Annotated in this window: 35 protein-coding genes; 32 read left to right on the top strand and 3 right to left on the bottom strand. The window is 46.2% G+C overall.

Annotation, left to right across the window (positions count from 1 at the left end):
• Window positions 1–5: 5 nt before the first annotated feature.
• The 9 genes from ACMAZD_RS25150 (at window position 6) to ACMAZD_RS25110 (ending at window position 5,748) form a co-directional block, all read left to right on the top strand.
• Entirely contained in the window at window positions 6–299 is a 294-nt protein-coding gene (locus tag ACMAZD_RS25150) for a hypothetical protein (protein WP_435249914.1), read from the top strand.
• A gap of 110 nt (window positions 300–409) precedes the next feature.
• Entirely contained in the window at window positions 410–1,021 is a 612-nt protein-coding gene (locus ACMAZD_RS25145) for a 3'-5' exonuclease (protein WP_435249913.1), read from the top strand.
• The gene (locus ACMAZD_RS25140) at window positions 1,018–1,428 is read left to right on the top strand and encodes a hypothetical protein (RefSeq protein ID WP_435249912.1); all 411 of its coding nucleotides are present in this window, start codon (window positions 1,018–1,020) and stop codon (window positions 1,426–1,428) included. Before ACMAZD_RS25145 ends, ACMAZD_RS25140 begins: the two co-directional genes overlap by 4 nt.
• Before the next feature lie 2 nt (window positions 1,429–1,430).
• Complete coding sequence (locus ACMAZD_RS25135) at window positions 1,431–1,874, top strand: DUF3850 domain-containing protein (protein ID WP_372018794.1); 444 nt, start codon at window positions 1,431–1,433, stop codon at window positions 1,872–1,874.
• Window positions 1,871–2,272 (top strand): hypothetical protein, encoded by a 402-nt coding sequence (locus ACMAZD_RS25130; RefSeq protein WP_435249911.1) that lies wholly within the window; start codon window positions 1,871–1,873, stop codon window positions 2,270–2,272. The genes ACMAZD_RS25135 and ACMAZD_RS25130 overlap by 4 nt, the downstream gene beginning before the upstream one ends.
• Window positions 2,272–2,502 (top strand): hypothetical protein, encoded by a 231-nt coding sequence (locus tag ACMAZD_RS25125; RefSeq protein WP_435249910.1) that lies wholly within the window; start codon window positions 2,272–2,274, stop codon window positions 2,500–2,502. Before ACMAZD_RS25130 ends, ACMAZD_RS25125 begins: the two co-directional genes overlap by 1 nt.
• The gene (locus tag ACMAZD_RS25120) at window positions 2,499–2,720 is read left to right on the top strand and encodes a hypothetical protein (RefSeq protein ID WP_435249909.1); all 222 of its coding nucleotides are present in this window, start codon (window positions 2,499–2,501) and stop codon (window positions 2,718–2,720) included. Before ACMAZD_RS25125 ends, ACMAZD_RS25120 begins: the two co-directional genes overlap by 4 nt.
• A gap of 40 nt (window positions 2,721–2,760) precedes the next feature.
• Window positions 2,761–5,415 (top strand): replication endonuclease, encoded by a 2,655-nt coding sequence (locus tag ACMAZD_RS25115; protein ID WP_435249908.1) that lies wholly within the window; start codon window positions 2,761–2,763, stop codon window positions 5,413–5,415.
• Window positions 5,416–5,526: 111 nt separating this feature from the next.
• Entirely contained in the window at window positions 5,527–5,748 is a 222-nt protein-coding gene (locus tag ACMAZD_RS25110) for a hypothetical protein (protein WP_102277044.1), read from the top strand.
• Here ACMAZD_RS25110 and ACMAZD_RS25105 read toward each other — a convergent pair.
• Window positions 5,745–5,996 carry an ogr/Delta-like zinc finger family protein gene (locus tag ACMAZD_RS25105; protein WP_102381403.1) on the bottom strand — a complete coding sequence of 84 codons (252 nt, stop codon included), beginning with the start codon at window positions 5,994–5,996 and terminating at the stop codon, window positions 5,745–5,747. The two genes, ACMAZD_RS25110 and ACMAZD_RS25105, sit on opposite strands and share 4 nt — an antisense overlap.
• Before the next feature lie 316 nt (window positions 5,997–6,312).
• On the opposite strand from ACMAZD_RS25105, the gene ACMAZD_RS25100 reads away from it, so the two are divergent.
• The 3 genes from ACMAZD_RS25100 to ACMAZD_RS25090 all read left to right on the top strand — a co-directional run bounded on the left by ACMAZD_RS25100 (window position 6,313) and on the right by ACMAZD_RS25090 (window position 8,308).
• Window positions 6,313–6,774 carry a hypothetical protein gene (locus ACMAZD_RS25100; protein ID WP_435249907.1) on the top strand — a complete coding sequence of 154 codons (462 nt, stop codon included), beginning with the start codon at window positions 6,313–6,315 and terminating at the stop codon, window positions 6,772–6,774.
• A 129-nt stretch (window positions 6,775–6,903) separates the two neighbouring features.
• Window positions 6,904–7,563, top strand: a complete 660-nt coding sequence (locus ACMAZD_RS25095; RefSeq protein ID WP_102381405.1) for a hypothetical protein — start codon at window positions 6,904–6,906, stop codon at window positions 7,561–7,563.
• A 145-nt stretch (window positions 7,564–7,708) separates the two neighbouring features.
• The gene (locus ACMAZD_RS25090) at window positions 7,709–8,308 is read left to right on the top strand and encodes a cytochrome c oxidase assembly factor Coa1 family protein (RefSeq protein ID WP_102413638.1); all 600 of its coding nucleotides are present in this window, start codon (window positions 7,709–7,711) and stop codon (window positions 8,306–8,308) included.
• Window positions 8,309–8,810: 502 nt separating this feature from the next.
• Here the strand turns inward: ACMAZD_RS25090 and ACMAZD_RS25085 are convergent.
• Together ACMAZD_RS25085 and ACMAZD_RS25080 are read right to left on the bottom strand one after the other, a co-directional pair.
• On the bottom strand, window positions 8,811–9,830 hold the full coding sequence (locus ACMAZD_RS25085; RefSeq protein WP_016798816.1) for a phage portal protein: 1,020 nt from the start codon (window positions 9,828–9,830) through the stop codon (window positions 8,811–8,813).
• Between the two features lie 4 nt (window positions 9,831–9,834).
• The gene (locus ACMAZD_RS25080; protein WP_435249906.1) at window positions 9,835–11,616 is read right to left on the bottom strand and encodes a terminase large subunit domain-containing protein; all 1,782 of its coding nucleotides are present in this window, start codon (window positions 11,614–11,616) and stop codon (window positions 9,835–9,837) included.
• Window positions 11,617–11,792: 176 nt separating this feature from the next.
• Between ACMAZD_RS25080 and ACMAZD_RS25075 the strand changes: the two genes are divergently transcribed.
• The 20 genes from ACMAZD_RS25075 (at window position 11,793) to ACMAZD_RS24980 (ending at window position 25,496) form a co-directional block, all read left to right on the top strand.
• Window positions 11,793–12,668: a GPO family capsid scaffolding protein gene (locus ACMAZD_RS25075; protein WP_435249905.1), complete on the top strand. Its 876-nt coding sequence runs from the start codon at window positions 11,793–11,795 to the stop codon at window positions 12,666–12,668.
• Window positions 12,669–13,679, top strand: coding sequence for a phage major capsid protein, P2 family (locus tag ACMAZD_RS25070; protein WP_102416564.1), 1,011 nt, complete (start codon window positions 12,669–12,671; stop codon window positions 13,677–13,679).
• Window positions 13,680–13,688: 9 nt separating this feature from the next.
• Complete coding sequence (gpM, locus tag ACMAZD_RS25065; RefSeq protein ID WP_435249904.1) at window positions 13,689–14,405, top strand: phage terminase small subunit; 717 nt, start codon at window positions 13,689–13,691, stop codon at window positions 14,403–14,405.
• Window positions 14,406–14,534: 129 nt separating this feature from the next.
• On the top strand, window positions 14,535–14,954 hold the full coding sequence (locus ACMAZD_RS25060) for a head completion/stabilization protein (protein ID WP_435249903.1): 420 nt from the start codon (window positions 14,535–14,537) through the stop codon (window positions 14,952–14,954).
• Window positions 14,951–15,442 carry a phage tail protein gene (locus tag ACMAZD_RS25055; protein ID WP_016788146.1) on the top strand — a complete coding sequence of 164 codons (492 nt, stop codon included), beginning with the start codon at window positions 14,951–14,953 and terminating at the stop codon, window positions 15,440–15,442. Before ACMAZD_RS25060 ends, ACMAZD_RS25055 begins: the two co-directional genes overlap by 4 nt.
• Window positions 15,426–16,082 carry a virion morphogenesis protein gene (locus ACMAZD_RS25050; protein ID WP_435249902.1) on the top strand — a complete coding sequence of 219 codons (657 nt, stop codon included), beginning with the start codon at window positions 15,426–15,428 and terminating at the stop codon, window positions 16,080–16,082. The genes ACMAZD_RS25055 and ACMAZD_RS25050 overlap by 17 nt, the downstream gene beginning before the upstream one ends.
• A gap of 15 nt (window positions 16,083–16,097) precedes the next feature.
• Entirely contained in the window at window positions 16,098–17,219 is a 1,122-nt protein-coding gene (locus ACMAZD_RS25045; protein WP_435249901.1) for a DUF2586 domain-containing protein, read from the top strand.
• A gap of 2 nt (window positions 17,220–17,221) precedes the next feature.
• The gene (locus tag ACMAZD_RS25040) at window positions 17,222–17,677 is read left to right on the top strand and encodes a phage protein (protein WP_016788149.1); all 456 of its coding nucleotides are present in this window, start codon (window positions 17,222–17,224) and stop codon (window positions 17,675–17,677) included.
• Between the two features lie 26 nt (window positions 17,678–17,703).
• Window positions 17,704–17,922 carry a TraR/DksA C4-type zinc finger protein gene (locus ACMAZD_RS25035; RefSeq protein WP_435249900.1) on the top strand — a complete coding sequence of 73 codons (219 nt, stop codon included), beginning with the start codon at window positions 17,704–17,706 and terminating at the stop codon, window positions 17,920–17,922.
• Window positions 17,919–18,341, top strand: coding sequence for a DUF5675 family protein (locus ACMAZD_RS25030; RefSeq protein WP_435249899.1), 423 nt, complete (start codon window positions 17,919–17,921; stop codon window positions 18,339–18,341). Before ACMAZD_RS25035 ends, ACMAZD_RS25030 begins: the two co-directional genes overlap by 4 nt.
• Window positions 18,342–18,344: 3 nt before the next feature.
• Window positions 18,345–18,866, top strand: a complete 522-nt coding sequence (locus tag ACMAZD_RS25025; protein ID WP_102277031.1) for a hypothetical protein — start codon at window positions 18,345–18,347, stop codon at window positions 18,864–18,866.
• Complete coding sequence (locus ACMAZD_RS25020) at window positions 18,867–19,103, top strand: hypothetical protein (RefSeq protein ID WP_016788153.1); 237 nt, start codon at window positions 18,867–18,869, stop codon at window positions 19,101–19,103. It abuts the gene before it with no gap.
• Window positions 19,100–19,363, top strand: coding sequence for a putative phage tail assembly chaperone (locus ACMAZD_RS25015; RefSeq protein WP_016788154.1), 264 nt, complete (start codon window positions 19,100–19,102; stop codon window positions 19,361–19,363). The genes ACMAZD_RS25020 and ACMAZD_RS25015 overlap by 4 nt, the downstream gene beginning before the upstream one ends.
• A 41-nt stretch (window positions 19,364–19,404) precedes the next feature.
• The gene (locus tag ACMAZD_RS25010; protein ID WP_016788155.1) at window positions 19,405–19,548 is read left to right on the top strand and encodes a DUF6890 family protein; all 144 of its coding nucleotides are present in this window, start codon (window positions 19,405–19,407) and stop codon (window positions 19,546–19,548) included.
• A gap of 27 nt (window positions 19,549–19,575) precedes the next feature.
• On the top strand, window positions 19,576–21,906 hold the full coding sequence (locus ACMAZD_RS25005) for a phage tail tape measure protein (protein WP_435250547.1): 2,331 nt from the start codon (window positions 19,576–19,578) through the stop codon (window positions 21,904–21,906).
• Complete coding sequence (locus tag ACMAZD_RS25000; RefSeq protein WP_016788158.1) at window positions 21,906–22,238, top strand: DUF2590 family protein; 333 nt, start codon at window positions 21,906–21,908, stop codon at window positions 22,236–22,238. The genes ACMAZD_RS25005 and ACMAZD_RS25000 overlap by 1 nt, the downstream gene beginning before the upstream one ends.
• Complete coding sequence (locus ACMAZD_RS24995; protein WP_372198794.1) at window positions 22,231–23,418, top strand: baseplate J/gp47 family protein; 1,188 nt, start codon at window positions 22,231–22,233, stop codon at window positions 23,416–23,418. Before ACMAZD_RS25000 ends, ACMAZD_RS24995 begins: the two co-directional genes overlap by 8 nt.
• Before the next feature lie 19 nt (window positions 23,419–23,437).
• Entirely contained in the window at window positions 23,438–23,938 is a 501-nt protein-coding gene (locus ACMAZD_RS24990; RefSeq protein ID WP_016793034.1) for a hypothetical protein, read from the top strand.
• A gap of 3 nt (window positions 23,939–23,941) precedes the next feature.
• Window positions 23,942–24,733, top strand: a complete 792-nt coding sequence (locus tag ACMAZD_RS24985) for a phage tail-collar fiber domain-containing protein (RefSeq protein ID WP_435249898.1) — start codon at window positions 23,942–23,944, stop codon at window positions 24,731–24,733.
• Complete coding sequence (locus tag ACMAZD_RS24980) at window positions 24,726–25,496, top strand: hypothetical protein (protein WP_435249897.1); 771 nt, start codon at window positions 24,726–24,728, stop codon at window positions 25,494–25,496. The genes ACMAZD_RS24985 and ACMAZD_RS24980 overlap by 8 nt, the downstream gene beginning before the upstream one ends.
• Window positions 25,497–25,498 lie beyond the last annotated feature (2 nt).

Genomic DNA, 25,498 nt, shown 5'->3' with positions numbered 1-25,498 from the left:
ATAGTATGTCAGTTGCAACAGTCGAACATTCAAACCTAGATGTACCACCGCTAGAAAATCCATGCCCTGATTTGCCTTGTTGGTCTTTGAACCGTGAGCAAAAAGAACGTGGCCTTTCAGCATTACAGCGCACGCGAAGAGAGCTTGGAGAGCGCCAACTAAAGCCACTTCGCTCAAAGCGTGAAGAGTTACAAGCTCAGTTTTCCAAGAGTGATTGCCGCGCTGAACAAATGCGTATTTCACGTGAAATTAACCGGATTGATGCCAACGCGCAGGATGTACTTTCACGCTGGTCATAACCCCGTTACACCCAAGCAAACCTAGCCTCTAGGCGTTATGCCTACACCCTTTATCCCTCTTCGATTTAAAGAGGGAGGTTTTTTTATATCCAAAATTTGAGGAAATGAAGATGAAAACACACGTAATGCTCAATCTAGAAACAATGGGAAATGGTAGCAATGCTGCGATTGTTTCTATTGGTGCCGTCGTTTTTAACCCTAGCAATGGTCAGCTAGGTGCTGAGTTTGAAGAGGTAATAAACCTTAATAGCGCTGCCTATTACAGTGATATTGATGCACCGACTGTAACTTGGTGGCTATCACAAAGTGATGAAGCTCGTGCAATCTTCCTAAAAGAAACGCCAAAGTCTTCACTTAAAGATGCCTTGCTTGAGTTTAACCAGTGGTTAGCTGATTTAGGTGAATCCAAAGACATCTGTTTATGGGGCAATGGCGCAGGCTTTGACAATGTGATCCTAATGAACTCTTTCAAAGCGACTCGCATTCGTCCTAATTTCATTCATTGGAATGACCTTGATGTGCGAACCATTGTGAGAATGGGTCGTGACATTTTAGGTATCAACCCCAAGGAAACGTTAGTTCGTGAAGGTGTTCATCATTCAGCCTTAGATGATGCGAAGTTCCAAGCTCAATACGTTTCTGAAATTTGGGGCAAGTTTTATATGGTGACGTGCTATGCCGCTGATACGCAAGCTGTCTTAGAAGCGGAGGGGAACGCATGAGCTATCAAAATGCCCACAACCATATGTTTAACCTATCGTTTGAACAAATCGTTGATCGCTTTGAAAGTGCTAACCAAGAGCAGCAACAAGAAATTCTGATTCAGTTCGATGCTATCGCAAAGAAGCAAGATCCTATCGCAACCCACCGATCGCAAGAAGATGTTTTGGCCGATATCAAAAAAGCAATGACAGGTGATCGTGCTCGTGTGTTCTTTGGTCATTCATTCCCTAGCTGGTACCGCAACGGTTCGATTGAACAAGTTTCACAGCTTCACCATTGGGCGAACTTAGATATGAGTAACCGCCATCTGTTTCTTGAAATGCTTGGCCTCCGTGACTTAGGCCACTTTGACGATGAAGCGTTATATCAATTCGAGCAGTTTTGTTTATCGGCAGTGGGGGCGTGAGCATGAAATTACATGAAGTAAAAACCCAATCAGAGTTTTTTAACGAAGTTCGTTTAGGTCGTAAAACGGCTGAAATTCGAGTCAATGATCGTAACTATCAAGCCAACGATGTCTTGATACAGCATGAAGTAGACAGTGAAGGTCATAAAACGGGGGCGTCCCTGGTTCATGAAATTACGCACGTACTACAGGGCGGTAAGTTTGGTTTAAGTAAAGAGGTATGCGTTCTTTCTCTTTCAAATTCATCTCACTTAAACAGTGTGATTTTGATGGGCCATTTACGAGACCGTTTGATTGAAGCTGCCGACTGCATGGAAGCGGGCATTGATGTGGTTCGAGAGGCTGGGCTCACAACCGCTGATCTAGAAAGACAGATTCAAGATTCGCGTTATTTTGCTACAGAGGCATCGACTCTACTTAAAAAGTTAGGGGAGGAGGCAGCATGAGCATCATTACCGTCTTCCGCAAAGACTTAGAGCACGGCCTTCGTGGTGAAGGCTTTACCTCTCGCAAAATTGAGCAGTTCGTTCGTGTATTTAATAGCGTTGATTCAAGCCAAGGCGAAATGCTTCAACTGGATTCTACTCGTGCCATGTTGGTGAACGTGAACGGCACTGAACAAGGGCTATGCCTTGAAGACTTCATCACGGCATGGTGGGTTTTCTGGGTTGTGGTTTACAACACAGCCAATGACTTATCTGCCGAGCTTCAAGCTTTAGGCGCAATCCGTGCACTCTTCTTCGTTTCTGCCTGTACCAAAAGCACTAGCCAAAACGCAACTATGAAAATGTGGTGGCGTGAATGTGAGCCTATTCACGGCTACTCAACTGTGGAGGCTTGCTGATGCTGAGTTATGTAGCAGTTGCCCTGAATAGTGGTGGCGGCGTTGTTCGCCATGATGAAACCAATGAAGTGAAGAACGTGTTGCTGGGTGAGTTTGAATCACGAGAGCCAGCGATTGATACGGCTTGCGAGCTGTTCAACTGCCAGCACGTTTCGAGCGGAGTGATTATCAAAGGTAACCATACAGGTGGTCACATGATCATGGATACACAGGAGTTTAGCAGCTTATGAGTTTTTACAAGCAAGAGAAAAAACAAGCAGTAGCGATAAAAATTGGTGATCGCTTCTTCTGTGGTTTTGGGAAGAAGCACCGAGTTCAAACGGCTTGGAGCCTTGCTGGGGCAAACCTATATTTGAGTGTTTATGACGACAAAGTAAAAGAGATTCTGGCTACGTTAGAAGAAAAGAAGAAGAAACCAGAAGTGATATTTGTCGAGGTAGCTGCATGAGAATACAGGCCTCATTAAAAGAAGCTGGCCTGCGCCCAGCATGAGTGTATCAACTTACGCATCCAAGAAAAACAGGCGCTCACTGCAGAAGGTTCAAACTTCTGGTGAGCGCCTTATTTCGTGGTATCAAGATGTTGATATCAGCAGTATTGAATTTAATGAACAGCAACAAGAGCGATCACATGAAGCTTTCCTTGAATGGGTTGGTGGTGATCAGACTGTTGCTCCAATCCCTAATGACATCGTTTTGTCTTCACGATCCATGCTCGAGCGTGAACCTGAAAACCTTTCTGTTGTTGAGCGCAAGTTATATGAAGTTAACCCCGCAGATCGAGAATGGCTATCTGAACACTTTTCTGGGCTTCCACACTACCTAACTAAGTATTTCGTAAATCGCTATGTTTCTATTTTTAAGAAGCAAGGCCGCTTTGCCGCAAACACTTTCATTCGTGAAAAAATGGTGCCCGCGCATAGGCGTGTTTTGTTGGTGCTAGAGCAATACAAACAACTTCCTACTACTTCTAAGGTTGCTTTGCTGAGTGATGCTGTCGACGATGATAGCAAGCCTAAGCAAAACAACTTTGAACAAGCGAGCCAGCAAGCCTGTTTCGACTTCGACCAAGCCGAGAAAAAGCGTAAACCTGTTAGAAGCAAAATCATTGCCGAGCTAGTTGAAGATGAACTTCGAGAAATGGCATTCAAAATTGTGTCTATCTTGATTCGCTATCAAACGGCACTGACTCAGACCATAGAATGTGAAACTGAGAACGGTGAGAACATCGCGGCGCTTATGGTCTACAAACAGTGTGTTTCTTTGGTACGTAGCTTTGGGGTAAAAACACCAAGCGATGACAAGAAGATTACGCCTGAAAATATCATGTCGTCTATCTCTAAACTGAGTTGTGAAAAATGGTGGTTTAGACGCTTAAAGCGCATTCGTAAAATTATGCGCGAGCACTTAGCTATTGCTATGGGGCAGGTGTCGGCGAAGGCGTCACCTTATGCTTCATGGGATTGCATTCAAGAACATAAAGTTCAGCAAAAGAAGAACTGGGATTTCATTCAAGGCCAGCTACTTAGAGAAGAGGCCACTGGTGAAGAAGTTGAAATGGAAGACATGGTGTTGAAAAGCATGTCAAACCCTGCCATTCGTCGTCATGAATTAATGGTTCGTTGCCGTGGTTGTGAAGATATCGGCAATGAACTTGGCCTACAAGGTTTGTTCTTAACGCTGACAACACCATCGAAATATCATAATAGCTATAAGAAAGGTGGCTTCATTCCACACTGGAACGGCGCGAGCCCACGTGAAGCACAAACCTATTTGAATAAGGTTTGGCAGCGCATTCGTGCCAAGTTAGGTCGTGATGAAATTCGTTGGTTTGGTATTCGAGTTGCTGAGCCACATCATGATGGTACTCCGCACTGGCATTTGCTGATTTGGGTTAAGTCTGAGCATGTGGCCAAGGTACGTGACGTATTTATTCGCTATGCGGTTGATGAAGACAAAGAAGAGCTTTACCCGTTCTTCGATCGTAACGAAAAACGTGCAGCCAAGAAGCAATCTATTCAAGGCCCATTCAATTATCAGCCTCGTTGTGACTTTGGGTACATCGATCCAGAAAAAGGCACAGCAACAGGCTACATCGCTAAGTACATTTCTAAAAATATTGATGGCTATGCCATGGGTGAAGAGGTTTCGAAAGAGACCGGGCAATCTGTGCAAGCTATGGCCAAAAACGTCAACGCATGGAAGAGCCGTTGGGGTATTCGTCAATTTCAATTCTTTGGTGGGGCACCGGTTACCACTTACCGTGAACTGCGCCGACTAGCTAGCCAAAACAAGAAAGCCTTTATGGAATATGTTTTTAAGCAAGAACGTGAAGAGTTGGCTTCTATTTACCTCATGTCTATGTACCGTTTAGTTGGTCCGTTTAAACCAGTTCATGTCATGACGAATGCAGAGCTAGTGGATGTGATTGCTGAGAACTATGAGGCGAGGGCTGATACTAACCAAGTGAATGTCGCAGGAACAATGAAAGCGGCTGATCACGGTAACTGGCAAGGCTATATCATGGGGCAGGGTGGCCCGTTCGTTAAGCGTGAGGATTTGCTGATCACGAACTCTTATGAAGTGTTGCCGTTTGCTTCTGCGCATGGCGAAGACGTTCGTAAAATAGAAGGTTTTGTTGCTGCAGGTGAGTTGGTTAAGACTCGTCTTAAGACCTGGCAGATAGTAACAAAAACTGAAAATAGCGATGACGCTGAAGCGGGGGCTTTTGATCTTGCTCTTTCTGGAATCTCTGATTCCTCTCGGAGTTCTGTCAATAACTGTACGCTACCGCAGAAAGTACAGGTCAGCGATCAGCTTAAGCGATTATTGGAACCTTACTCAGTAGGTGGTGGTTTACCGCCAAACTTTGATAGTTCCGCTCTAATCGCGCTGCAACAAGGCAGTTCAATTCGAATAGATGATGAAACCAGTATAAGAATCCGCCCTGCGGAGCACCTACCATGCGGTACGGTTCGCCCAGCCCAGCTTGTTGAAGAGTATCAACCCAAGCCAGATTTAAGCTGGTTAGATGATTTCAAGGCAAAACAGCCCGGACCTTTAGCTGGAGAAGATGACGACTATGAATATGAACAGCCTAATTTGTCATTCTTTCCTGAAATCGATGAGTGGCCGTTGATATAAAGCTCAAATTCGTTATCAGAATGAGGGATGAATCTCGCTTCATAAAAACGCTGTATGAATATTCACTAAAGTACTGTATATTTGTACAGTCTTTTGGTTTGGAGTAGAGCTATGTCATTAAAACAACAGGACATATTCCTACAAGCGATGGGGTTCATTATAGATGCTGTAGCACTCAGCACTGAAGGTGAAAGCAGAGCTGATATAGGTATTTATTTGATGAGTTTATTGGTTGCAGACCAAAGAGAAGAACTTAAGCCAGAAAAGTTAGCCACAATTAAGCAGCTAATAGAGATGGTCGATAAGGAAGATAGTCCAGCGTTTAATCTTTAGAGGAATGAGAGTTGTTGTTTTAGCTCTTGGCGCTGATCGGGTGCAAGAGCTTTAACCATTTCAAAAGCTAACTGAGAAGTCGTTTTGGCCGATGGGCTAAGAGTATGGCTAAAGGCTAGGTTCATTACGAAGGAATGGCCACATTCTGGGTCACTACAACTACAATATAAATCGCTATAACCCGCTGAAATACGGTTTGATTTTTGTATGCGGGCTTTCTCGCCACATTCTGGGCAAATTACTCTCATATGACACCATGAACCTATCGAAATGATAGTCCCATGGTACTAAACTATGGTGATGATTTATACAGTTCTCAGGGTTTTGAGGATGTCTTTTTGTTTTTCTCGTGGGCGTACTTACCTAGATGAGCCACAGCTGTCGGGCTATGCAGAAAAATTCTTTATTTTGTGAAGTGATGAATCATCATCTGAAGATAAATTGTTGAACATACTGAGGTTAGATGTATACCCTGTCTTACATAAGATGACTAGATAGATAAATTCTGTATTTAAATGCCGAATTTTTGTGTCTAATAAAGCTGTTATGCATATAAGGGTAAAAATGGAATACTACGTAAAAATAGAAAGAATTCCTTATGAAGAGCCATATCATCTGCAACTCTTGTGGGACGTTTCAAATGGTATGCAGAGTACAAGATTTGAACTCTATAATAATGCCTCTGACCTACTGAAAATCGCTAAAGGTCTAGAGGTTTTCCCTCGTCATCCAAAAGACGTTTTTCTGTATGAAATAGGTTCGGAAAGGGAAGAGGATAACTTTGCGCATTATTTTCGTCTGAGGGCATTTATGGTTAGCCCACGAGGACAATGTGCTCTTCAAATTAGGTTCTGTAATAATTCTCCTTTACCCTACAAACACATATCAGAGTTTTGTATACAACTTGAACCTAGAGATCTTAATCGGCTAGGCGGTTTGTTTAAGGAGTTCTCTAAATTACAAAGCAATTTCCTTGCGTGGAATGCCAAGGGCGATTTTCTAGGTAATAAGTGGGAATATGCATAACAAATAAGGATTAAGCGTTGCGTAGCCAACGTTAAATCCCAAGTGTTGGACAAGCCCGAGCCTCTCCAATTTGGGAAATGATAAATATTTGATATGCTACCGGCTATTGTATATAAATGAATGAACACTATGAATAAACTATTAACGGAGTGCTTTTATTTCTCCAAATCTAATGTTAGATCTATTTTCAAACTTTTCGGGCCTTATGTGATTGTCACGTCACTGCTTAGCCCTTTTGTAGAGTTGTTTTATGGTTGGGGAAACCTTTTTTACCTTGTGGTAATAAGTTTTATTCACACTTATTTAATGGTTCGTTTCATCAAGTTTATGGCTTTTGTTGCTTCCGGTTACCCTAAAGAGCAAACGGTTTCTTTGAATGAGTGGTGGCGGTTGTTAGTTGTACACTTTTTCTATGGTGTAGCTGTTTTAGTTGGGTTTATAGCGCTTATCGTACCGGGTTTATATTTTGCAGCTAAATATGGGTTTGCAGACTTTGAGGCGATTTTAAACAATAAACCTGCATTTTCGGCATTGGACGAAAGTTGGAAAGATACGAAAGGTATAGCTGGTAGGTTAATGATGGTTACTGCATTGATTGGCGGCTCTCAAATATTCTTAGGTTTCGCATTTGGTCTTGTTGGTGATTCTTCGACGTTACTATACATAGCATCCGAAATTTTGTATGGGCTTATTTCGACTAGCTTAATGATATTGATGTCCGTTGTTTACTTTAGGTTGTATACAGAAGATCGCACGGAGCAAGAAGCATCATTGAAAAGCGAGGCCTAACAAATAAATTTAAGCAGATTCGCAATGCTTGGCACTTTTGATTTGAATTAGCTTCAGTGTTTACGGCACAATGGTTGAGGTTAGGTGGCAGTGTTGCTCACTACTTAATTTGGCGTTATGTGCCCGAATAGAATTAGTGGAATATATGGAAAATAGTAAAGAAATCCCTGAACAGATTAAAGGTTGGAATTGGGGCGCGTTTGCGTTCAATTGGATATGGGGTATTCGCTTTCGTACCTATCGCGCTTTGTTAGTTTTTGTACCATTCGTCAACATTGTGATGCCATTTATTCTTGGCTTCAAAGGCAATGAGTGGGCTTGGAAGCATAACCAGTGGAGTAGTGTTGAAGAGTTTAAAAACTCTCAAAGAAAGTGGTCCGTTGCAGCTGCGATAATGTTGACTTGTGGTGTTCTCTTTGCAGTCATCTTTACTATCAGCATGAATAGCTCATTTGAAGAGTCTGGTTCAACTAAGCTAGCACTTCGTACTCTAGAGGATTCGGATAAGTTTCACGCAAATATTGGTACGCCTTACGACATTGACTTAATCCAAGGAATCATTCGAGGGTATGAAGTTTCCGGCTCTGCTGATATGCAGTACGAGATTGAAGGTCCACAAGGTGAAGGCCTATTCGAATTCAAAGCTGAATTGACTGAAAGTACTTGGCAGTTAACTTGTTTGGAAATTAAATATTTACCTAGCCAAGAACTCGAAATCCTAGCGCCTTGCGAAAAAGGCACTTAGCATCAAGCTTGAACTTCAGAACTTCCCATAGCCACCGCTCAAGGTGGCTTTTTTACACCTGTCAGTAAGCTCGACCGAAAGTATGCCTAACCCACGGAAAACGCACTCCTCCTCCCCCCCACCTGAAGCGTTTTCGATCTCATTTTTTCGCAATTCTATTTCAGTGAAATTCTGCCGCCGCTATGGAAGGCTAACAAGCCGCTAGCCCTTTAGGAATAACGGGGTTTGCATTAAGTTAGTCGTGCTCAGAATGGCTTAAAGAGTGCCTAATAAAATTGCGAAGAGTGCAAAAAATTGAAAGGAATTGAAATTCTGACGATCAGTGTTGATCTGGTTGGTTTTTCTAACTATCTGAAATATATGTATTTTTGTGTTTTAGGTCGATTTTTTAATGATCGTTTGTGTTTTGTGACGATCGTTTGAGTTGTTTCTCAGCCCTTATGAAGAACGGGCTGAGCGTAAATTGCAGTCAAAAACGTAATTGCAAAAAACATCATGCTACTTAGGCCGCGACATTGTCCAAATTGAAGGTTAAATGGAGATGTTTGGGTACTTCTGGGTCGCTGTTCACGGCATCCATGAACATTTCGCAAGCGGGTATCACTTCGTTTTTACAGTAAACGTAATCAAATTTAATCGGGTCACCACGCGTACCACCGTTTGGAATGATAGCAGCCAGTTCAACAGGGAAGCGATGGCCGGTGATCACCTCTTGGGCGGTGACGTTCTTAATTTTCTCGTACTCATCTTTGGTCGCAATGTCGCCAACAGGTATGAGTTGAATCCCTTTTTCGTTGCCGTTTGGAATGTTGATAAACATCGACCGGAAGTTCCCCACACCACGACTTGAAGCCATCTTCTGCTTTAGGTCTTCCTCATCGTCTTTACTCAAGTTTGGGTCAGTCGCATAGAAGATAAAACCCATGTGCAAACCGTTCTTATAGTAACGGCGACGGAACGTGGTGGAGTCCTGGCTAAGCAAAGCAGACTGGACACAACCAAGGTAATCCGGTCCACCGTAGACTTGCTGAACTGGGTCGTATTGTTTGATGAATATGACGTCTTCTTTCTTGTAACTCTTTTGTTTGTCATCCCGCTCTAGGAATGCGAAGTCACCGTTCTTACGTTTACGTAAATACATCGTAGGGATAGGCCATAGCCCAATGACTTTGCCAAAGTAGTTACGAAGCTTAAGCAGGGCAGTGTCACCAAATTCTAAGAAGTCATGAACGGCCGATTGCATTTGTTGCTTCTGCATTCCACCTTGGGTGTAACGGCCCGCAATCATGTTACGGCGAGCCATTAAGATAGAACCGTGATAAGCGTTAGCCCGAGTCAGTTTATTCAAGCCAGCTCTATCGAGTGGCGGTTCCCAGTAGTTCCCGTCTTCGTTGTAGTAAAGCTCGTTGTATTCGTAGTTGGTGAAATCACGGTCCATGATTTCTGGCTCACCAAAGCTAAACATCAAGCTTTCATCATTAGCGGATTCTTTCGTGATTATTTCTGTTGTCTGTTCAGTCATTGATTTACATCTGCCAAGTTGATTTACGTTTTTCAGAGTGATCGAGCGGTTCATTAATGCAGGCATGGGAAATCGCCCAAAATGCATCGGCATGTCCGGTTAACTCGCTGCGCTCTGCTTTGAAGGTCATGCTGTTGCCGCTATTGGTTGTCGCTCGCTTGATGGCCATGAATGCCATGGCGATGTCTTTGTGTTCAGCATCAAACTGAATGCGGTTGGCTTCGACCACATCTATCATCTTCATCACCAATCGGTTCTTACTTTCGTTGCTGTATTGAATGGCCACGGTTTCTCGTGGGTGTTTTTTACTGAGCAAGTCATAGACGCCCGCGCCAATGCCTGTGGTATCGATACCCAAATAGCTCACGTTATAACGTTCAAATACCTTTGAGACTTGCTGCGCCTGATACTGAAAGTTCAACCCTCGCCAGTAGTGCTTTTCAAGTACTCTGAATTTTTCAACGGCAACAATGGGCGGTGCTACGACAACTAAACAAGCATTGTCTCGAGTTCGGCTTGGGTCGTACCCTAGCCAAACTTCACGGCGATCGAACGGGTCTTTGTCATTGGGCTTGAAGTCTTGCCACCGACTAATGTCTACCATGGCTTTTTCAAGGGCTGAGAACTTGAAGACGGAGCTGGCACCATCGACGAAGATACACATAAACAGATTATCGAAATCGTCTTTGCTGTATTCGTCGCGTAGCTCATCAATATCAAATAGCTCACAGCCTCCCGCTGCGGCATCCTCAATCGTGACCACGTAACGCCATTGCTTGTCTGGGCAGAGTCGGCCGCCATCTCGGTATTCGTCAAAGGTAGGGAACTCAATGTTGGTGCGAGTATTACGGCCTCTGCGCCATTGGTCACCAGTCCAAAATGTGTAAGCCTGGTGCGTTTTAGCGGAAGGGGTCGAAAAGTAGGTTTTACGCCAGTTCTTATGAGTGCCCATAGCTGACGCGAGCTTGTTCAACTCATCGAATTTCGGGATCCAGAAATACTCATCCACATAAACATGGCCATGATAACTTTGCGCAGTTTTGGAGTTGGTCGAGAGAAAGCGCAGCTCAGCGCCGTTAGAGAGAATGATCGGGTTACCGGTTAACTCAACGCCTAAGAATTCTTCACCAATCGCAATGATGTAGCTTCTGAACACTTCCGCTTGGGCGCGAGACGCGGATAAGAATAGCTGATTATCGCCGGTCAAAATCGCATCTTCTAACGCTTCACCACTGAAGTAGTAGGTAGCGCCAATCTGACGAGATTTAAGAATATTACGAGTACGCTGGTGCAGGTTGTTACGCATCGTATGCTGATATTCAAAGAGTGATTCATGCCAGGTCGCGAAGTTATCTTTGGTCAGCTCTGCAATGTTGTTCTTCTTTTTACTTTTCTTCTTTTTCTGCTTGTCGTCAGACTTATTTGAACGCGAGCTTTTACCGTTAGTTTTAGCTACAGGTTCAGTTGTGTTAGATGAGTGTTTTTCATCAACTGTCTGAGTTTGAGCGTGGAATTTTTTAAGTTGTACGTGGTGCTTGATGAGTCTATCAAGCATATCGAGCTGGCCTTTGGTAGGGTTTTCCAGCTCAAGCAGGGTTTCAATTCTACGCGCTATCGATTCATCAATCGTTTGCTCGCGCAACATATCACGCCATCCAAATTTGTCAGCCCAGTGATAAATGATTCTGGTGCTGTTCAAACCTAGTTCGGAAGCGATTTCATTGGGCGTCCAAGCCTTTAAATAAAGGGAACGGGCCGCGTGTCGTGTTTCAGGAGAATATGCCATGGACCAATCATACGCCGAGGTAACAACCTAAATTGCATAGCAAAATTCGGATGGGTTCGGATACGCCCTGTATCCGAATTGGTCGGAATTGAAGTGGCTGAAACGGGTAAATCAAAGGCGTATTGTGAATGCCAGAAACACCTAACTGACAAATTAATACTAGGTAAAAAACTCAAATGGCAAAAACCAGTGATTGGAAAATTGTAGCAACAGAAGGGCCGACGGTTGATGGTCGTAAGATCACCCGAGAATGGCTCATGCAGATTGCAGAAAATTACGCCTTGAGTGAATACACCGCTTTGATTTGGCCTGAACACAAACGCTTTGCAGGTTACGGAAGTAACTGGGGCAAAGTGCTTGCCGTAAAAGCTGAAGAAGTGGATGGGAAAATGCGCTTGTTTGCCAAACTTGAACCTAATCAATATTTACTTGAAGCCAATAAGCTTGGGCAGAAGCTGTTTACCTCCATAGAACCCAACCCAGACTATAAAGGGCAAGGAAAGTGCTACCTGATGGGATTAGCCGTGACCGATTCCCCGGCGTCGTCTGGTGTTTCATTACTTCAGTTTTCGCGACAAGAAGGTCAAACCACAGAGCTGAGTTGCAGCCAACTGGAAGAAATCAGCCTTGATGAGTGTTACTCAAAAACAGACCGATTCTTTGCCTTGTGTAATGCCTTTTTCAATTCTGGTGATGAACAACCAGAGCCACAACCTGATCCTGAACCAGAGGAAGAAGAAGTGACCGAAGAACAACTCAAAGCTGCACTGAAAGAGCAGTTCGGCATTATGAAAGGTGAGCTAAAGGATGAACTCAAACAAGAGTTTAACCTGCAAACGCAAACACCTAACGAACCCGAAAACAAACCCGAAGGTGAAGTTCAAACGTTCTCTTTGGAGCAGTTCTCTAGTGAATTAGAGAAGCAGCTTGCTCCTGTAGCCGAGCAAGTACAAAACCTTGAAACCCAGTTCGCGAAGCTTAAGCAAGAAGTACCTGGTCAAAAGCCAGGTGAAGAGGGCAACGGCGGCGAATCAACTGTGGAGGTCGTGTAAATGCTCAATGCAGTATCGACTCAATTTTTAGATGAATATTGCCAAGCCGTAGCAAAAGCGGGCGGCGTTGTAGATGCGTCTAAGCAATTCAACATCACGCCGGTGATGGAGACCAAGCTTCGCCAAGCCATTGTTGAATCCGACTCTTTCTTAAACCGTGTTTCGAATATCTCGGTTGACCAAATTAAAGGTCAAGTGATCGATGTGGGTGACAGTGGTTTGCTGACCGGTCGAGTGAAAGACGGTCGTTTCATGGGCTCTCTTGACCAAAGCGGCAATACCTACGAGCTAACCGAAACGGACTCAGGCGCTCATATCAACTGGATCACGATGACAATCTGGGCGAACTCGGGTGGTAAAGGTCAGTGGATGAAGCTGATGAACAACGCCATCACGCGTAATTTCGCTTTAGATAAGCTGCGTATTGGTTTCCACGGCATCTCCATTGCGGGTGAGAATACCGACCCTAAAGCAAACCCAATGGGTGAAGACGTTAATAAAGGCTGGCTTCAACTCGCAAAAGAGAAAGCACCGGCTCAAGTCTTACCTGCGGTGAAATTGGATTCGACAGGGGCAACCGAGGGTTCATATCGAAACCTCGATTCACTGGTTAACGATCTGATTAACACCACTATCCATGAAGTGCATCAAGGCGATCCTGATTTAGTGGTTTTGATTGGCCGTAACTTAGTAGCCGCAGAGCAGCATCGCTTATTGGAATCGGCAGAAGTACCCACCGAGCATAAGGCCGCGCAGAGCTTGGCTAAGACCGTTGCAGGTAAAACGGTGTATACACCGCCATTTTTCCCGCCGGACATGATTTGGGTAACGAACTTAAGCAACCTGCAAATCCTGACTCAAAAAGGAACGCAGTGGCGTAAGTCTCGCAATGAAGAAGACCGTAAGCGCTTCGAAACGTCATACCTACGTATGGAAGGTTATGCGGTGGGCAATTACCACAAGTTTGCAGCGATTGAAGAAGTCACTGTCATTGCGCCAGCCGCAGGTTAAGGGGAAGACATGGCCAGTCCATTAGCGAAGTTGCGCCAAGAAGCCTTGGCAAAACAGCAAAAGCAATCGACACCTGAGAAACAGTTTGTTGCTAATCCTAACAGCCTTCACCTGCTTTTAGCTGAACTCGAAAGTGATTTGAAGGTACTAAAAACCTTCAATCGTAAGGATGAAAAGGTTAACCACAAACGTGAAGTTTTGGTCCCTAAATATCGTGAAGCAATTGAAGCTTACCTAGCTGGTGACGAGCAGTTCGATAACCCGTTATTTACTCAGATGGTGGTTTGGCTCTTTGATATCGAAGATCTAGAAACCGCCATCAAGTGGTGTGATATCGCTATTGAACGCGGGCTAGATACACCAGAACGATTCAAGCGTGATTTTGCCACCTTCTGTGCGGATGAAGTCTTGGCCTGGTCAGAGCGTATGGCAGACAAAGGACAATCGATTGAGCCTTACTTCTCCCTTGTATTTGAGAAGGTCACAGACGACTGGAGCATCAACGAAAAGCCCACGGCTAAATGGTTGAAGTTCGCGGGCCTGTATCTACTGCGTAACGATGAAGGTAAGCCTCATGCGGCCTCTGTCGGAGATGTGATGACGTTACAGAAAGCGCGAACTCATCTTCAAAACGCGCATGAGCAATACAGTGCGATTGGTGTCAGCACCATGATCGATAACATCGACCAACGTATCCGAGCGTTAGAGAGTGGCGACAACCTCTAGCTTAAAACAGCTCCTATGCCACCGCGCCTCGACTGACGAGGAAGAGCAAGTGATTCATCACCCTGCTTATTCTGTCGACTCAGTGGCTAGAGGCGCCCTAATTAACTGCAGTAGCAAAAAGGTTGAATCATGAGTTTTGGCGGGAAAGTGGATAAAACGAGTGACCAAGCCATACCTGGTGAAGGTTGGCCAAGCTTATCGACCGATGAGTTTCGCCAATTACGCCGTATTCCGCATACGTTTGATAACGGCTCTATTGCTGCGGCCATCACGATTGCCGCGCTGAATATTCAAGAGAAGTTAGATCGCTTGTTGGTTGATGGTATTCCGCCATCAATGAGCATCGCCAAAACCACATTGTACAAACGTGCGGTGTATGGCCGAGCTCACTCTGAATTGTTACCCGAGTTTGCGACGCAAGACAGGCGTAAAGAAGGGGATAACGCGGCGATAGATGAGCCACAACAGGCGGCACGTTTCCTAGCTCAAAGTAATAAAGACGTATCTCAATTGCTCGGGCGCAGTGCCAATGGCATCGATTCGATATGAGCGACACGGTTTACAACAAAACCAAGCTTGAGCATTTAACGGATTACATCGTGAGTCACCTCAATAGCAATGTGCTCGATAACAAGATTGATGCGTGGCAAGAAAACGGCTCAATAGTGCCAAGTGGTGAAGACCGTGGGAACGGTGGGTATATCGCTTGTTTCTGGAAATACAACGCGGTGATTTCGGTTGAGGAATTCCCTCACCAATTACTAGACCCACGCTGTTTGTTGGCTCTGATTGCTTGCTGGCTCAGTGACCATGAAGAAGAGCGTAACGAGCAAGAGCTTGAAGACCCGACTTTATCAGTGGATGTGATCAGCAGCGAAGCGGCCGATGTGAGTATTGAACTTGAACTGATGGAACCGATAGAACTGGTACCTGATGAAGCAGGAATGATCACTTGGCGCGGGACTCGATACCGAGTTCAAGCCGTTGAGATTTATACCGCCGAAGAAGCGGAGTTGGTGAATGAAGCCGACAGTTAATGTCAATCAAAGGGATGTGCTCAACTTGCAAGAAAAGCTTGCCATGTTAGCGCTTCCACCCAGAAAGCGTGTTTGGATATTGAAAACCCTAGGGCGCTGGGAAAAAGCCAAGACTCGAAAGCGCATTCAGCAACAAAAAGACATTCACGGCCAAGCCTTAGCACCGAAGAAAGGTAACAAGCGCGGCAAGGTAATGCGCCGAATGGCAAAGGGGTTAACGCCCTATGTGAGAAACGCCAACACGCTCGACCTAACTTGGAGCAACCCGCTTACCGCAAAAATTGCCGCCATGCATCACCTTGGTCAAAAGCAAAAAATGACCAAGCGCCAAATGCAAAAGCGGTGGGGAAAACCAAACTATTCAGCGCCTTGCTCTAAGGGGCAAGCGAGAAAATTGAGGGAGCTGGGTTACACGGTCCCGCGTAAGAGTGGCAAGGGAAGGAAGAAACCCACACTCAAGTTGTTGATGGCCACCGTAACCCACGGGCAAGCAGGACAAATCATTCGTGAGTTGAGCAATCAACCGAGTGTGTCGGCTTGGGATATCCCCTTAAAAGAGCGCCAGATATTAGGCAGTAAGGAACGCGAAGTCACCCGCCAACTCATCACCATTTTTGAGCAGGCCAGAAAGCGAAAATAAGCGAGGAAATAACCAATGGCAACCGGAAAGGTAGAGGTAAACAACCTCAATTTAGGGCAAGGCGGGATCCCAGAAATTGAACGCCACCTGCTTTATATCGGGCGCACCGATAAAGCTGAACTGCAAGGCAAAGTTACGCGTGTGAATAACATGACCAACCTTGATGATGTCGTAGCCGATGACGCTCTGGGCGCTAACCTCAAAGCGGCGCAGCTCAATGGCAAACAGAACTGGACGGGCGCCGTGTTTGGTCTCGCTGAGGGTAAAACGTGGCAGGAAGCGGTTGATATTGCCAATCGCACGGACTCGTTTGAAGGGGTTTGTGTAGTGGACATCGTGACCAACAAAGCAGACTTTCAAGCGATGCAAAGTAAAGCGACGGAGCTCACCAGCAAGCTTGGCCGTTGGGTGTTCTTCTTAGCGGCATGTCCTGGCATCGATAAGAGCAAGCAAACTTGGGCGAAATACGAAACCAGTCTATTGGCGTTAGTGAAAGATGTGTCGGCCAATATGGTGACGCCTGTGCCGATGCTCAATGGCAATAACATCGGTGTATTGGGTGGGCGCTTGTGCGATCGAGCGGTGACCGTCGCCGACAGTCCAATGCGAGTAGCTACGGGCAGCGTGTTGGGGCTTGGTGAAATGCCTATTGATAGCGCCGGTAAACCACTGGAAATGAGCACCATCGCAGTGTTAGCCGATGCTCGTTATTCATTGCCGCAATGGTATGCCGACATGGAAGGGGTGTATTGGACAGACGCGACCACGTTGGAAGCGAAGGGCGGGGACTATCAATATCTCGAATACGTTCGTCCGGTTCACAAACTGAATCGCCGCGTTCGCATCAAAGCGATCCGTCGCATTGCTGACCGCATTCTGAATTCAACGCCACCGAGTATCGAACTTAATCGCACCTACTTCAGCAAAGACATGCGCGATATGTCGAAGACCACGGAGATTGGTGGCATTCCGTTCCCTGGTGAAATCATGCCACCAAGCGATCAAGACGTCACCATCACGTGGCAAAGCAAAACAAAAGTCGTGATTGGTTTGATGGTCACGCCACACAACTGCCCGAAACACATTGTGGTGAACATTGGGCTTGATCTCTCTAACCCTGCAGACGCGGAGGCTTAACCATGAGCATGCGTATTTCTGGCAAGAACATGCACTTTTCAATGGGTGACTACAAGCTCACCGCGCAAAAGGTCACGCTGTCGATTGAAGACAATTCTGCCGTCAACAAAACCAATGGTGTGCCTGACGGCTATGTCGATGGTGATGTGGCCGCCAGTGGTGAAATGGAACTGACCACGCAGCAATTTAACCGATTAGGCAAAGCCGCCAAAAGTGCCGGCTCTTGGCGCGGTATGCCGGACTTTGATGCCTTGTTCTACGGCAAAATTGATAAAGACGAATTGAAGATTGAAGCCTTTGGTTGTCGTCTGAAAATCTCAGACTTACTCGATGCGGATTCCAATGGTGGCAGTGCATTAGTTCATAAGTTGCCGTTCGAAGTGACCAGTCCAGACTTTGTGAAAATCAATGGCGTTCCATATTTGCGCCCTGATGAAACCGAAGACTTGGTTCAGTAACGTTTACTCAGTAAGTAGGGATTGAAATGTCTGATGTTATTGACCAAGCCAGTGGCTTTGAAACCCAATTCACGGAAGTGGCGCTTACCAACCAGTTGGCAAGGGCTAAGCACGTTAACCAGAGGGAAAGCGCACAGGAATGCGATGAGTGCGGCGACCCAATACCAGAAGCTCGCCGCCAACACATATCAGGGTGCCAATACTGCACTCAATGCCAAAGCGAATTGGAGCGAATGAAACGATGAAACACTATTTGATGAAACGCCGTTACTTTGAGCATGGCACCTATTCGTACCTCTATCGCCCTGATGGTTCAAAAGTCTGTTGCGTGGTTGAACGACCAATGCTCAACAACAAGCCAAGTGAATCTTGCATTGTTGAAGGCACTTACGACCTTTTGCCGCATCAATCGCCACGCTTTGGCCACTGTTACGCAATAGAAGAGCCAATGTTAGGCGTCACTCGCAGCGGGCCAAGCCTTCGAACTCATGTGCTGATCCATAAGGCCAATAAACCGAGTGATCTGCAGGGGTGTTTAGCACCCGGTGTCGATTTTGGTTTCGTCGGAAATGAATGGGCCGTTGTCAATTCTAGTCACGCTTTCAAAATGTTGATGGCAGAGCTGAACGGCAAACCAGCCAAACTCACTATCGTTAAGGATTAAATCATGTGGGACAAAATTAAATCACTACTTGGTAGCGCAGCGCCACTTATTGGCACTGTTATCGGTGGCCCAGCAGGGAGCGCGGTTGCAGGAATGGTCGCTAGTGCACTTGGAGTGGACAGCAGTCCAGAAGCCATTGAACAGGCACTCATCAATAACCCAGATGCGTTATTGGAAATCAAAAAGTTAGAACTTGAAAACGCGCAAGAATTTAAACGGCTAGCGATTGAAGAGGGGCGATTAGCTCTTGAAGAAAAACGCGCTGAATTGGTTGATACCCAACACGCTCGGGAAGAGCATAAGGACCATTGGATGCCTAGCGCTTTGGTGCTGATTTTAGCCTTGATGGTTTCTGGAATGTTCACCGCTTTGTTTTTTGGTGAACCATCTGAAAGCTACGCCCAAGTGCTCATTATGATCGCGGGTACTGTTCTGGGTGCTTTTGGTACTGGTGTTGCTTTTTGGTTGGGTAGCAGCAAAGGGAGTTCTGATAAAAGCAAACAGTTAAAACCGCTAGGGGGCTAGATGGACCCGACTTGGTTATCTGCGCTGGTCGCCCTTGCCACCTTGTTGGTGATGTTGATCGGTGCATTGATTAGCAAGCTGTTTTCTCTTTCGAAAGAGCTTGCTGATTATAAAACCCATGTGGCGGAGAGCTACGCCACCAAAGAAGAAGTGAAGGATGGTTTTGAGCGCCTTGAGCGTCAACTTGAAACCGGACTCACCCGAATTTATGAATCACTAAAGCGAGAAGCAGCATGACAAAATCCATTGTTTTAACCGTTGGCACAACCGACCTTGAATTCAACCCAACACCGGCAGAATACGACGAAGCGCAAAATACCATCCTTTCGGGTGATGCAAGCGCGGCAGCACACAACTTTTTGATGAGCTGTGTGAGTGAAGGTTCAAAAGACGCACTGCGTGAGATGACGAATGAGAACGCAGGTGCAGCAATGCAAATTTATGGTGCGGTTCTTAAAGAGTACACGCCGAAGCTTGTTATCTCCGTAAAAAAATAGATGCGCTTGTCGCGGCCATTGATGGCAGTGACAGGCAAAAGATGTATGCGTGGCGGCGTAAGTGGTTACCCGATGCCCCTGATACTGACCAAAATCTTGCCTATGCGATTTGGTTAGAGAAGAACCATTGGGAAAACATGCAAGCCGTTACTGCAAGTGGGGTGGCCAAAGCCTTTGGCGCCTAATTCTAATCAGCATAAAGAGAGTGGTTGATGTTACCTGAAGCGCTCAGATTTCAAGTTGGATTGATTGACCAGATATCAAAACCTCTGGGCAACATTCAGCGCCAAATATCCGATGTCACGAATACCTACAAGCAAGGTACTCAAACGATGGTTTCGGGTGCTGCTGGCATGGTAGGCGCAGGTTTTGCCCTGCAACAAGCGTTAATGCCAGCCATTGAAATGGATAGAAAGCTCGGTGAAGTCAAATCACTTGGCGTTGCTGATGATCAACTCAAAACCCTTGCTCAAACGGCAATGAAATTCTCTGTGGATTATGGCAAGTCAGCCACGGAGTTTGTGGCCGCTTCTTATGATATCCAATCCGCGATTGCTGGATTAGGAGGTAATGAGCTGTCTGAGTTTACGAGAGCGTCGGGTGTGCTCGCGGCTGTAACGAAAGCGGATACTGGAACCATCACCAATTACGTTGGGACCATGTATGGCATTTTTCAAAACTCGGCCAATGAAATGGGCAAAGCGGATTGGGTGAACACGCTAGGTGGTCAAACGGCCAGAGCTGTGCAGATGTTCAAAACAACCGGATCTGGTATGTCTTCTGCGTTTACTTCGGTTGGAGCCGCGGCGACCTCTGTTGGTGTCGGCATGACCGAGCAAATGGCCATTCTCGGTACGTTGCAAGCCACAATGAGTGGCAGCGAAGCGGGCACAAAATACCGTTCGTTCCTAGCAGGTACCGCAAAAGCCCAAGAAGCATTGAACATGCAGTTCACTAATGCTCAAGGGCAGATGCTGCCTATTGTAGACATTCTTAACCAAATTAAAGGCCGTTACGGTGACACGATTTCGGTGGCAGAAGCGGCTGAACTGAGCAAAGCGTTTGGTACCAAAGAAGCGTCGGCCATGATCCAGCTGTTGATGCAAAACACGGATGGTCTTGCCAACTCTATTTCTGAGCTTGGCCAAGTTAAGGGTTTGGATGTCGCCGAACAAATGGCTGGCGCCATGACCGACCAATGGGAACGGCTAGAGCAAGGCGTGTTTGCGGTGCGAACGGCCTTTGGCGCAGCATTGTTGCCCGCGCTTTTACCTGTGGTTTCAAGTTTGTCTGATGGCGCGATGGAAATCATCGAATGGACACAGATGTTCCCAAATCTCACCAAATACATTGGCTTTGCTGGCGTAGCTCTTTTGGGCTTGGTGGCTGCAGGTGGCCTGTTGACCATGATATCTGGCGCTTTGAAAGTGGCTTGGGCAACGATGACTTTAGGTGTAGGCGTGACCAAAACCGTCACGGTGGCGATGTGGGGATTATCCAAAGGGGTGATGGGCGCTACGTGGGCATTCTTGAAACTATCGGTGGCGTTACTGGCTAACCCTATTTTCTTAATTGCTGCCGGTGTTGTGGCCGCCATTGCAGCGGTTGGGGCTCTGATTTATTACTGGGCCGATCTGAAAACGTCGTTTGGTGATACGACCTGGTTTCAAGTGTTAGAAGGCGCAATCGCGTTAATTACGCTGCCATTTAGAACCCTGTTTGAGTTTATCAAAGCAGGTTGGCAATGGGTGATGAGTGGCTTTACCGATACCAGTGGTTTTACGTTTGTTGGTCAGATGGTGGATTCGTTAAGCAACGGATTTAAAAGCTTGGTGTTCGGTTGGCAGATGCTGAAAATAGAAATGACAGATACTGGGTGGTTTACCGTGATTTCAGGGGCGTTAGAGCTGCTGACGTTACCATTTCAAACGCTGTTTCAATTCCTGTCTGCAGGTTGGCAATGGGTGATGAGTGGTTTTACTGATACCAGTGGTTTTACGTTTATTGGTCAGGTGGTGGATTCGTTAAGCAACGGATTTAAAAGCTTGGTCTTTGGTTGGCAAATGCTGAAAGTAGAAATGGCAGATACTGGGTGGTTTTCCGTGATTTCAGGGGCGTTAGAGCTGCTGACGCTGCCATTTCAAACGCTGTTTCAATTTCTGTCTGCAGGTTGGCAATGGGTAATGAGTGGTTTTACTGATACCAGTGGCTTTGCCTTCATTGGACAAATGGCCGACTCGATGCGAAATGTCTTTGGCAGTGTCTTTAGTTGGTTTACGGATAAGTTGGCGGGGATTTGGGAAAACCTAAAAGGGCTTGTTGATTGGTTACCAGGCTTTGGCAGTGAAAGTGATGAGTTAGAAGTGAAATCTAAGTCAGTGCAAAGCGCAGCGCCTCAAGCTCAAGTCCAGCCAGGTGGAGCGGCCAAGAGTATTGCTAGCTACCAAACGAGTTCAACCAATTACGGTGGTGTTGCAATTTATCCCACTTACATGAGTAGCCCACAAGACATGGCGAGCGAACTAGAAATGGCAGCGGGCTAATGGCGGAGTTCTTTTATCAAGACATTCTCATTGAAAACGGTGACGTGGTACTCGATGCCGGCCGTAACCCAGTGTTGATTCATGATCGTGCGGTGATAGCACAAGACATTAAACACGCGATTATTGAAAGTAATGTCGCGATCCATTTGATAGCTGAACGTAGTCCCGCGAAAAAAGCCGACGCGCGTACGCAACTCGAACTGTTGGTCGAAGAAGACGTTCGCCTGGTGCCTGGTACGGTTCGCATCGAAGAAGTGAACGATGGGCAAATTTATATTTTTGCAGAAACAGTGCGTTTTGGCAGCGTAAGCACAGAGGTGAACTTTGACTGATATCCCGAAACCGAACTTTACCGAGCTCGCTGAAAAGGCGGGGTTACCGCTCGAAGCGTCAGAGTGGAAAGCGACACTCAAAGAGGAAGCTCGAAAGCAAGGCAGCACCATCGCCAACGATTCTCAGTATTCTCCATTCTGGCGCTTAATTGAAACCATGGTGATTGGTCCAACAGTGTGGCTGGTGAACCGATTTCTGGTTGGGTACGTGCTGCCCAATATGTTCGTTGCGACGGCAAAAGACAAATGGCTCGACTTGTGGGCGTGGCAATTCAACGTGAAGCGAAAGCCCTCGACCAAAGCGGCGGGGCAAGTGGTGATACACCGAGCCGCGAAGCAAGGGCCGGCCATTGTCGTACCCAAAGGCACGGTGATACAAACCGACCCCATTAACGGCACCGTTTACCGAGTGATATTAAGCCAAGACACGACAGTGCAAGAGCATGAATCGTCAACGATTGGCAAGGTAGAGGCCGAGCATGAAGGCGCGGCCTTTAATCTAGGCGAAGGGTATTTCCATGTCCTAACCACGGCGGTTCCAGGTATTAGCCGTGCGGTGAATACCGCCGATTGGTTAATCAAAGCGGGCGCCGATGAAGAGAGTGACGACCAATTGAGGGTGCGCATTCGTAATCAATTTAGTGGGGTGGCGAAATGGCACATTGATGCGGCTTACCGTTCATTGCTGATGTTGCGCGCCGGTATCAACAGTGAAAATGTCTACTTCAAACACAACGCGCCTCGAGGTCCAGGTTCGGCGAATGCGTTTATTCTATTGGATTCTGGGGAGCCATCGCCTCAAATGCTGGCGGATCTAAACACGCACATTAATCACGAAGGGAATCACGGCCATGGTGATGATTTAAGAGTGTATGCCATGCCAGGCAATACCATCACAGTGAAATGTCGAGTGTGGATAGGGCGAATACTGTCGATGGAAGAGAGCGCGCAGCTTGAAACTAATATTGCGCTTTTTATTGGTTCGGCCTTTAGGCAGAACACCGATTATAACGTCACGAAAACCAAGCCTTCTTCGCGCTTTAGTTTTTCGAGATTAGCCCAAGAGCTGCACGGCGAATTCTCCGTATTAGAATCGATTAAATTTGATAATGCAGACCTAACCAATGGCATGGAAGTGCCAAGAATGGGCCATTTGGAGGTCAGTATTGAAACGGCCTAACTTTACGCTCAAGCATTGGATGGGTAAGGGCGAGATCTACAAACTGGGACAGGCTTTGCTTGGGTATTGGTCGCGAGTTCAAGACGTATTGGAGTGGCCGCTTAGACAGTTAGACCCGATGGTCGCCCCTATCGAATTTGTTGATTTGATGGCTTGGCAACGTGACATCGAACGCCTGCCTAAAGAGCCCGAGCATATCTACCGCATTCGAGTGAATTTTGCTTACGCCTTTGCAACCGGTGGCGGCTCTGAGGTGGGCTGGGAAACCATGTTCGATCAGCTGGGTTATCCCCATATCGAAATCGATGAGCGTTTGAACTATTACCCTTGGGATGTGGTGAGCGTGAAAGTGCGGGACAGTGATTTGAATGAAGTCCCTGGCTTAATGGACGCCTTGGTTCGCCAATATGGCAGAACCTGCCGTCGATACAGCTTTGATGTAACAACGGCGGCGTATCCTCATGTTTCGGTTACCGAGTTCAGTCACACCCATGAAACGTACAGCGCATCAATAGGATAGGTTATGGCAGTCATTACCCTTGCAGGCGAGCAACTTATTGCTCGAAAACAACAAGCAAAACAACCCTTGGTGATCCGTGAGTTTGTGCTGGCGCATGTGCCTAACCTCGACCCGAAGACGCCGCCACGACGCGACCAATCGCTTCCTACGAGTCGTCAGATTGTGTTTCGCAGTGCACCGACGCGTAGCGCTTGTGTGAATGGCAATGAGGTCGTCTATTCGCTGATTTTAGATAACACGGTGGGCAACTTTCAATTCAACTGGCTCGGCCTGGTCAGCGAAGAAGGGGTGTTGATATCAGCCAATCACATGGTGGTGCAATCCAAACGTAAGAGCCAAGAGCGTACCGGTGAAGAGGGCAATAACCTCACGCGTAACTTCTTGCTGAAATTCTCCGGCGCTCAAGCCATCTCCAATATTACCGTGACGCCAGAGACGTGGCAGTTTAATTACGAAGCCAAGCTTGATGAGATGGAAGAGTTAGAGCTTGCTTTAGTTTCAGGGATGGTCTCGAGCCAGGTTCACATTGTTGAAATGGCTCATAAAGAAATGGTGTCTTCTCAGCAACTATCCTTGTTGAGCGAGAGAGTTGCAGTGAACGAACAAGGGAACAAACACTTGATGACTGACTGTGTGGATTTGGTACGTAGGATTGGAGGTTTGGAGCAAAATGACCCACTGATTGCGTTGCTGGTTTCTGCGAGTTTGTCAGGAAGTGGTGAACGAATATCGCAGATGCGAAGTAATTTGGAACTCATTGATAAAGTAAGAAGTTTGGAGGAACGAGATGTCTGAATATACGCAGCAATTAAAAAAAGTGATTGATGCTTCCATTGAACAAACACAAGCCAGTAAAAAGTTGGCTGATGATGTTGCTCAAATCAAGCCTAGTATCGACAAACGAGTGGATAAAGCAGAGAAAGAATATGAGCAATTGATAGCGGATATTCATTCCGACTTTCCATTCTATCGTCTGACTAAAAACCAAGAATTGAAGATTGGCGACAGCTTAGTTGAAGGCTCAGAGGGAACCCCTGATGGTTGGATAAATAGAGCCAGCTCCATTCATAAATGTCGAATGGTGGCTAATACAGAATCGGGCGTTGAGCCAGAAGAGAAAAATCCCATAATCCAAGCTATGTGGCGAGATATCAAAGGGCATATCCCAAAGTATAATTCCCCAAATTTCGGTGTGATCAGATTATCGACATCTCCAGATGCCGAGCCAAATAGCATCAATAAATTTTATTCAATCTATCAAGGCCCTATCCCGAGAGGTACACCTGTCACCTACGGAGCTTGGATTAAAGTTGAGCATGGAGATGTCAGGTTTATTTCTTCTAAAGATTCAGATCAAGTACCTAATGACGGAAAGTGGCATGAGATAACTCGAAGTTATGATATGAGCAACGGGGGGGCCACTTATGCGCATGGACCACATATCTACATTGAGCCCGGAGGGAGTTGTCTTGTCGCGCTTCCCGCCGTTATCGTGGGTAAGCTGCCTAAAGGGAAATGGGGTTTTATCAATAAACCAATATTTGAGCACAAGAGGTAATG

The sequence above is a fragment of the Vibrio sp. nBUS_14 genome (assembly GCF_051201655.1).
Classification (GTDB): Bacteria; Pseudomonadota; Gammaproteobacteria; order Enterobacterales; family Vibrionaceae; genus Vibrio.
This window is presented reverse-complemented; position numbering and strand designations above follow the sequence as displayed.

Coding starts and splice junctions, on each gene's coding strand:
- ACMAZD_RS24990 (WP_016793034.1), top strand. CDS start 23,438: ATGGGTAAGGGCGAGATCTACAAACTGGGACAGGCTTTGCTTGGGTAT.
- ACMAZD_RS25130 (WP_435249911.1), top strand. CDS start 1,871: ATGAGCATCATTACCGTCTTCCGCAAAGACTTAGAGCACGGCCTTCGT.
- ACMAZD_RS25090 (WP_102413638.1), top strand. CDS start 7,709: ATGGAAAATAGTAAAGAAATCCCTGAACAGATTAAAGGTTGGAATTGG.
- ACMAZD_RS24980 (WP_435249897.1), top strand. CDS start 24,726: ATGTCTGAATATACGCAGCAATTAAAAAAAGTGATTGATGCTTCCATT.
- ACMAZD_RS25135 (WP_372018794.1), top strand. CDS start 1,431: ATGAAATTACATGAAGTAAAAACCCAATCAGAGTTTTTTAACGAAGTT.
- ACMAZD_RS25080 (WP_435249906.1), bottom strand. CDS start 11,616: ATGGCATATTCTCCTGAAACACGACACGCGGCCCGTTCCCTTTATTTA.
- ACMAZD_RS25030 (WP_435249899.1), top strand. CDS start 17,919: ATGAAACACTATTTGATGAAACGCCGTTACTTTGAGCATGGCACCTAT.
- ACMAZD_RS25025 (WP_102277031.1), top strand. CDS start 18,345: ATGTGGGACAAAATTAAATCACTACTTGGTAGCGCAGCGCCACTTATT.
- ACMAZD_RS25035 (WP_435249900.1), top strand. CDS start 17,704: ATGTCTGATGTTATTGACCAAGCCAGTGGCTTTGAAACCCAATTCACG.
- ACMAZD_RS25060 (WP_435249903.1), top strand. CDS start 14,535: ATGAGTTTTGGCGGGAAAGTGGATAAAACGAGTGACCAAGCCATACCT.
- ACMAZD_RS25020 (WP_016788153.1), top strand. CDS start 18,867: ATGGACCCGACTTGGTTATCTGCGCTGGTCGCCCTTGCCACCTTGTTG.
- ACMAZD_RS25005 (WP_435250547.1), top strand. CDS start 19,576: ATGTTACCTGAAGCGCTCAGATTTCAAGTTGGATTGATTGACCAGATA.
- ACMAZD_RS25015 (WP_016788154.1), top strand. CDS start 19,100: ATGACAAAATCCATTGTTTTAACCGTTGGCACAACCGACCTTGAATTC.
- ACMAZD_RS25050 (WP_435249902.1), top strand. CDS start 15,426: ATGAAGCCGACAGTTAATGTCAATCAAAGGGATGTGCTCAACTTGCAA.
- ACMAZD_RS25120 (WP_435249909.1), top strand. CDS start 2,499: ATGAGTTTTTACAAGCAAGAGAAAAAACAAGCAGTAGCGATAAAAATT.
- ACMAZD_RS25000 (WP_016788158.1), top strand. CDS start 21,906: ATGGCGGAGTTCTTTTATCAAGACATTCTCATTGAAAACGGTGACGTG.
- ACMAZD_RS25145 (WP_435249913.1), top strand. CDS start 410: ATGAAAACACACGTAATGCTCAATCTAGAAACAATGGGAAATGGTAGC.
- ACMAZD_RS25040 (WP_016788149.1), top strand. CDS start 17,222: ATGAGCATGCGTATTTCTGGCAAGAACATGCACTTTTCAATGGGTGAC.
- ACMAZD_RS24985 (WP_435249898.1), top strand. CDS start 23,942: ATGGCAGTCATTACCCTTGCAGGCGAGCAACTTATTGCTCGAAAACAA.
- ACMAZD_RS25070 (WP_102416564.1), top strand. CDS start 12,669: ATGCTCAATGCAGTATCGACTCAATTTTTAGATGAATATTGCCAAGCC.
- ACMAZD_RS25150 (WP_435249914.1), top strand. CDS start 6: ATGTCAGTTGCAACAGTCGAACATTCAAACCTAGATGTACCACCGCTA.
- ACMAZD_RS25055 (WP_016788146.1), top strand. CDS start 14,951: ATGAGCGACACGGTTTACAACAAAACCAAGCTTGAGCATTTAACGGAT.
- ACMAZD_RS25045 (WP_435249901.1), top strand. CDS start 16,098: ATGGCAACCGGAAAGGTAGAGGTAAACAACCTCAATTTAGGGCAAGGC.
- ACMAZD_RS25105 (WP_102381403.1), bottom strand. CDS start 5,996: ATGAGAGTAATTTGCCCAGAATGTGGCGAGAAAGCCCGCATACAAAAA.
- ACMAZD_RS25085 (WP_016798816.1), bottom strand. CDS start 9,830: ATGACTGAACAGACAACAGAAATAATCACGAAAGAATCCGCTAATGAT.
- ACMAZD_RS25110 (WP_102277044.1), top strand. CDS start 5,527: ATGTCATTAAAACAACAGGACATATTCCTACAAGCGATGGGGTTCATT.
- ACMAZD_RS25010 (WP_016788155.1), top strand. CDS start 19,405: ATGTATGCGTGGCGGCGTAAGTGGTTACCCGATGCCCCTGATACTGAC.
- ACMAZD_RS25100 (WP_435249907.1), top strand. CDS start 6,313: ATGGAATACTACGTAAAAATAGAAAGAATTCCTTATGAAGAGCCATAT.
- ACMAZD_RS25115 (WP_435249908.1), top strand. CDS start 2,761: ATGAGTGTATCAACTTACGCATCCAAGAAAAACAGGCGCTCACTGCAG.
- gpM (WP_435249904.1), top strand. CDS start 13,689: ATGGCCAGTCCATTAGCGAAGTTGCGCCAAGAAGCCTTGGCAAAACAG.
- ACMAZD_RS25075 (WP_435249905.1), top strand. CDS start 11,793: ATGGCAAAAACCAGTGATTGGAAAATTGTAGCAACAGAAGGGCCGACG.
- ACMAZD_RS25095 (WP_102381405.1), top strand. CDS start 6,904: ATGAATAAACTATTAACGGAGTGCTTTTATTTCTCCAAATCTAATGTT.
- ACMAZD_RS25125 (WP_435249910.1), top strand. CDS start 2,272: ATGCTGAGTTATGTAGCAGTTGCCCTGAATAGTGGTGGCGGCGTTGTT.
- ACMAZD_RS25140 (WP_435249912.1), top strand. CDS start 1,018: ATGAGCTATCAAAATGCCCACAACCATATGTTTAACCTATCGTTTGAA.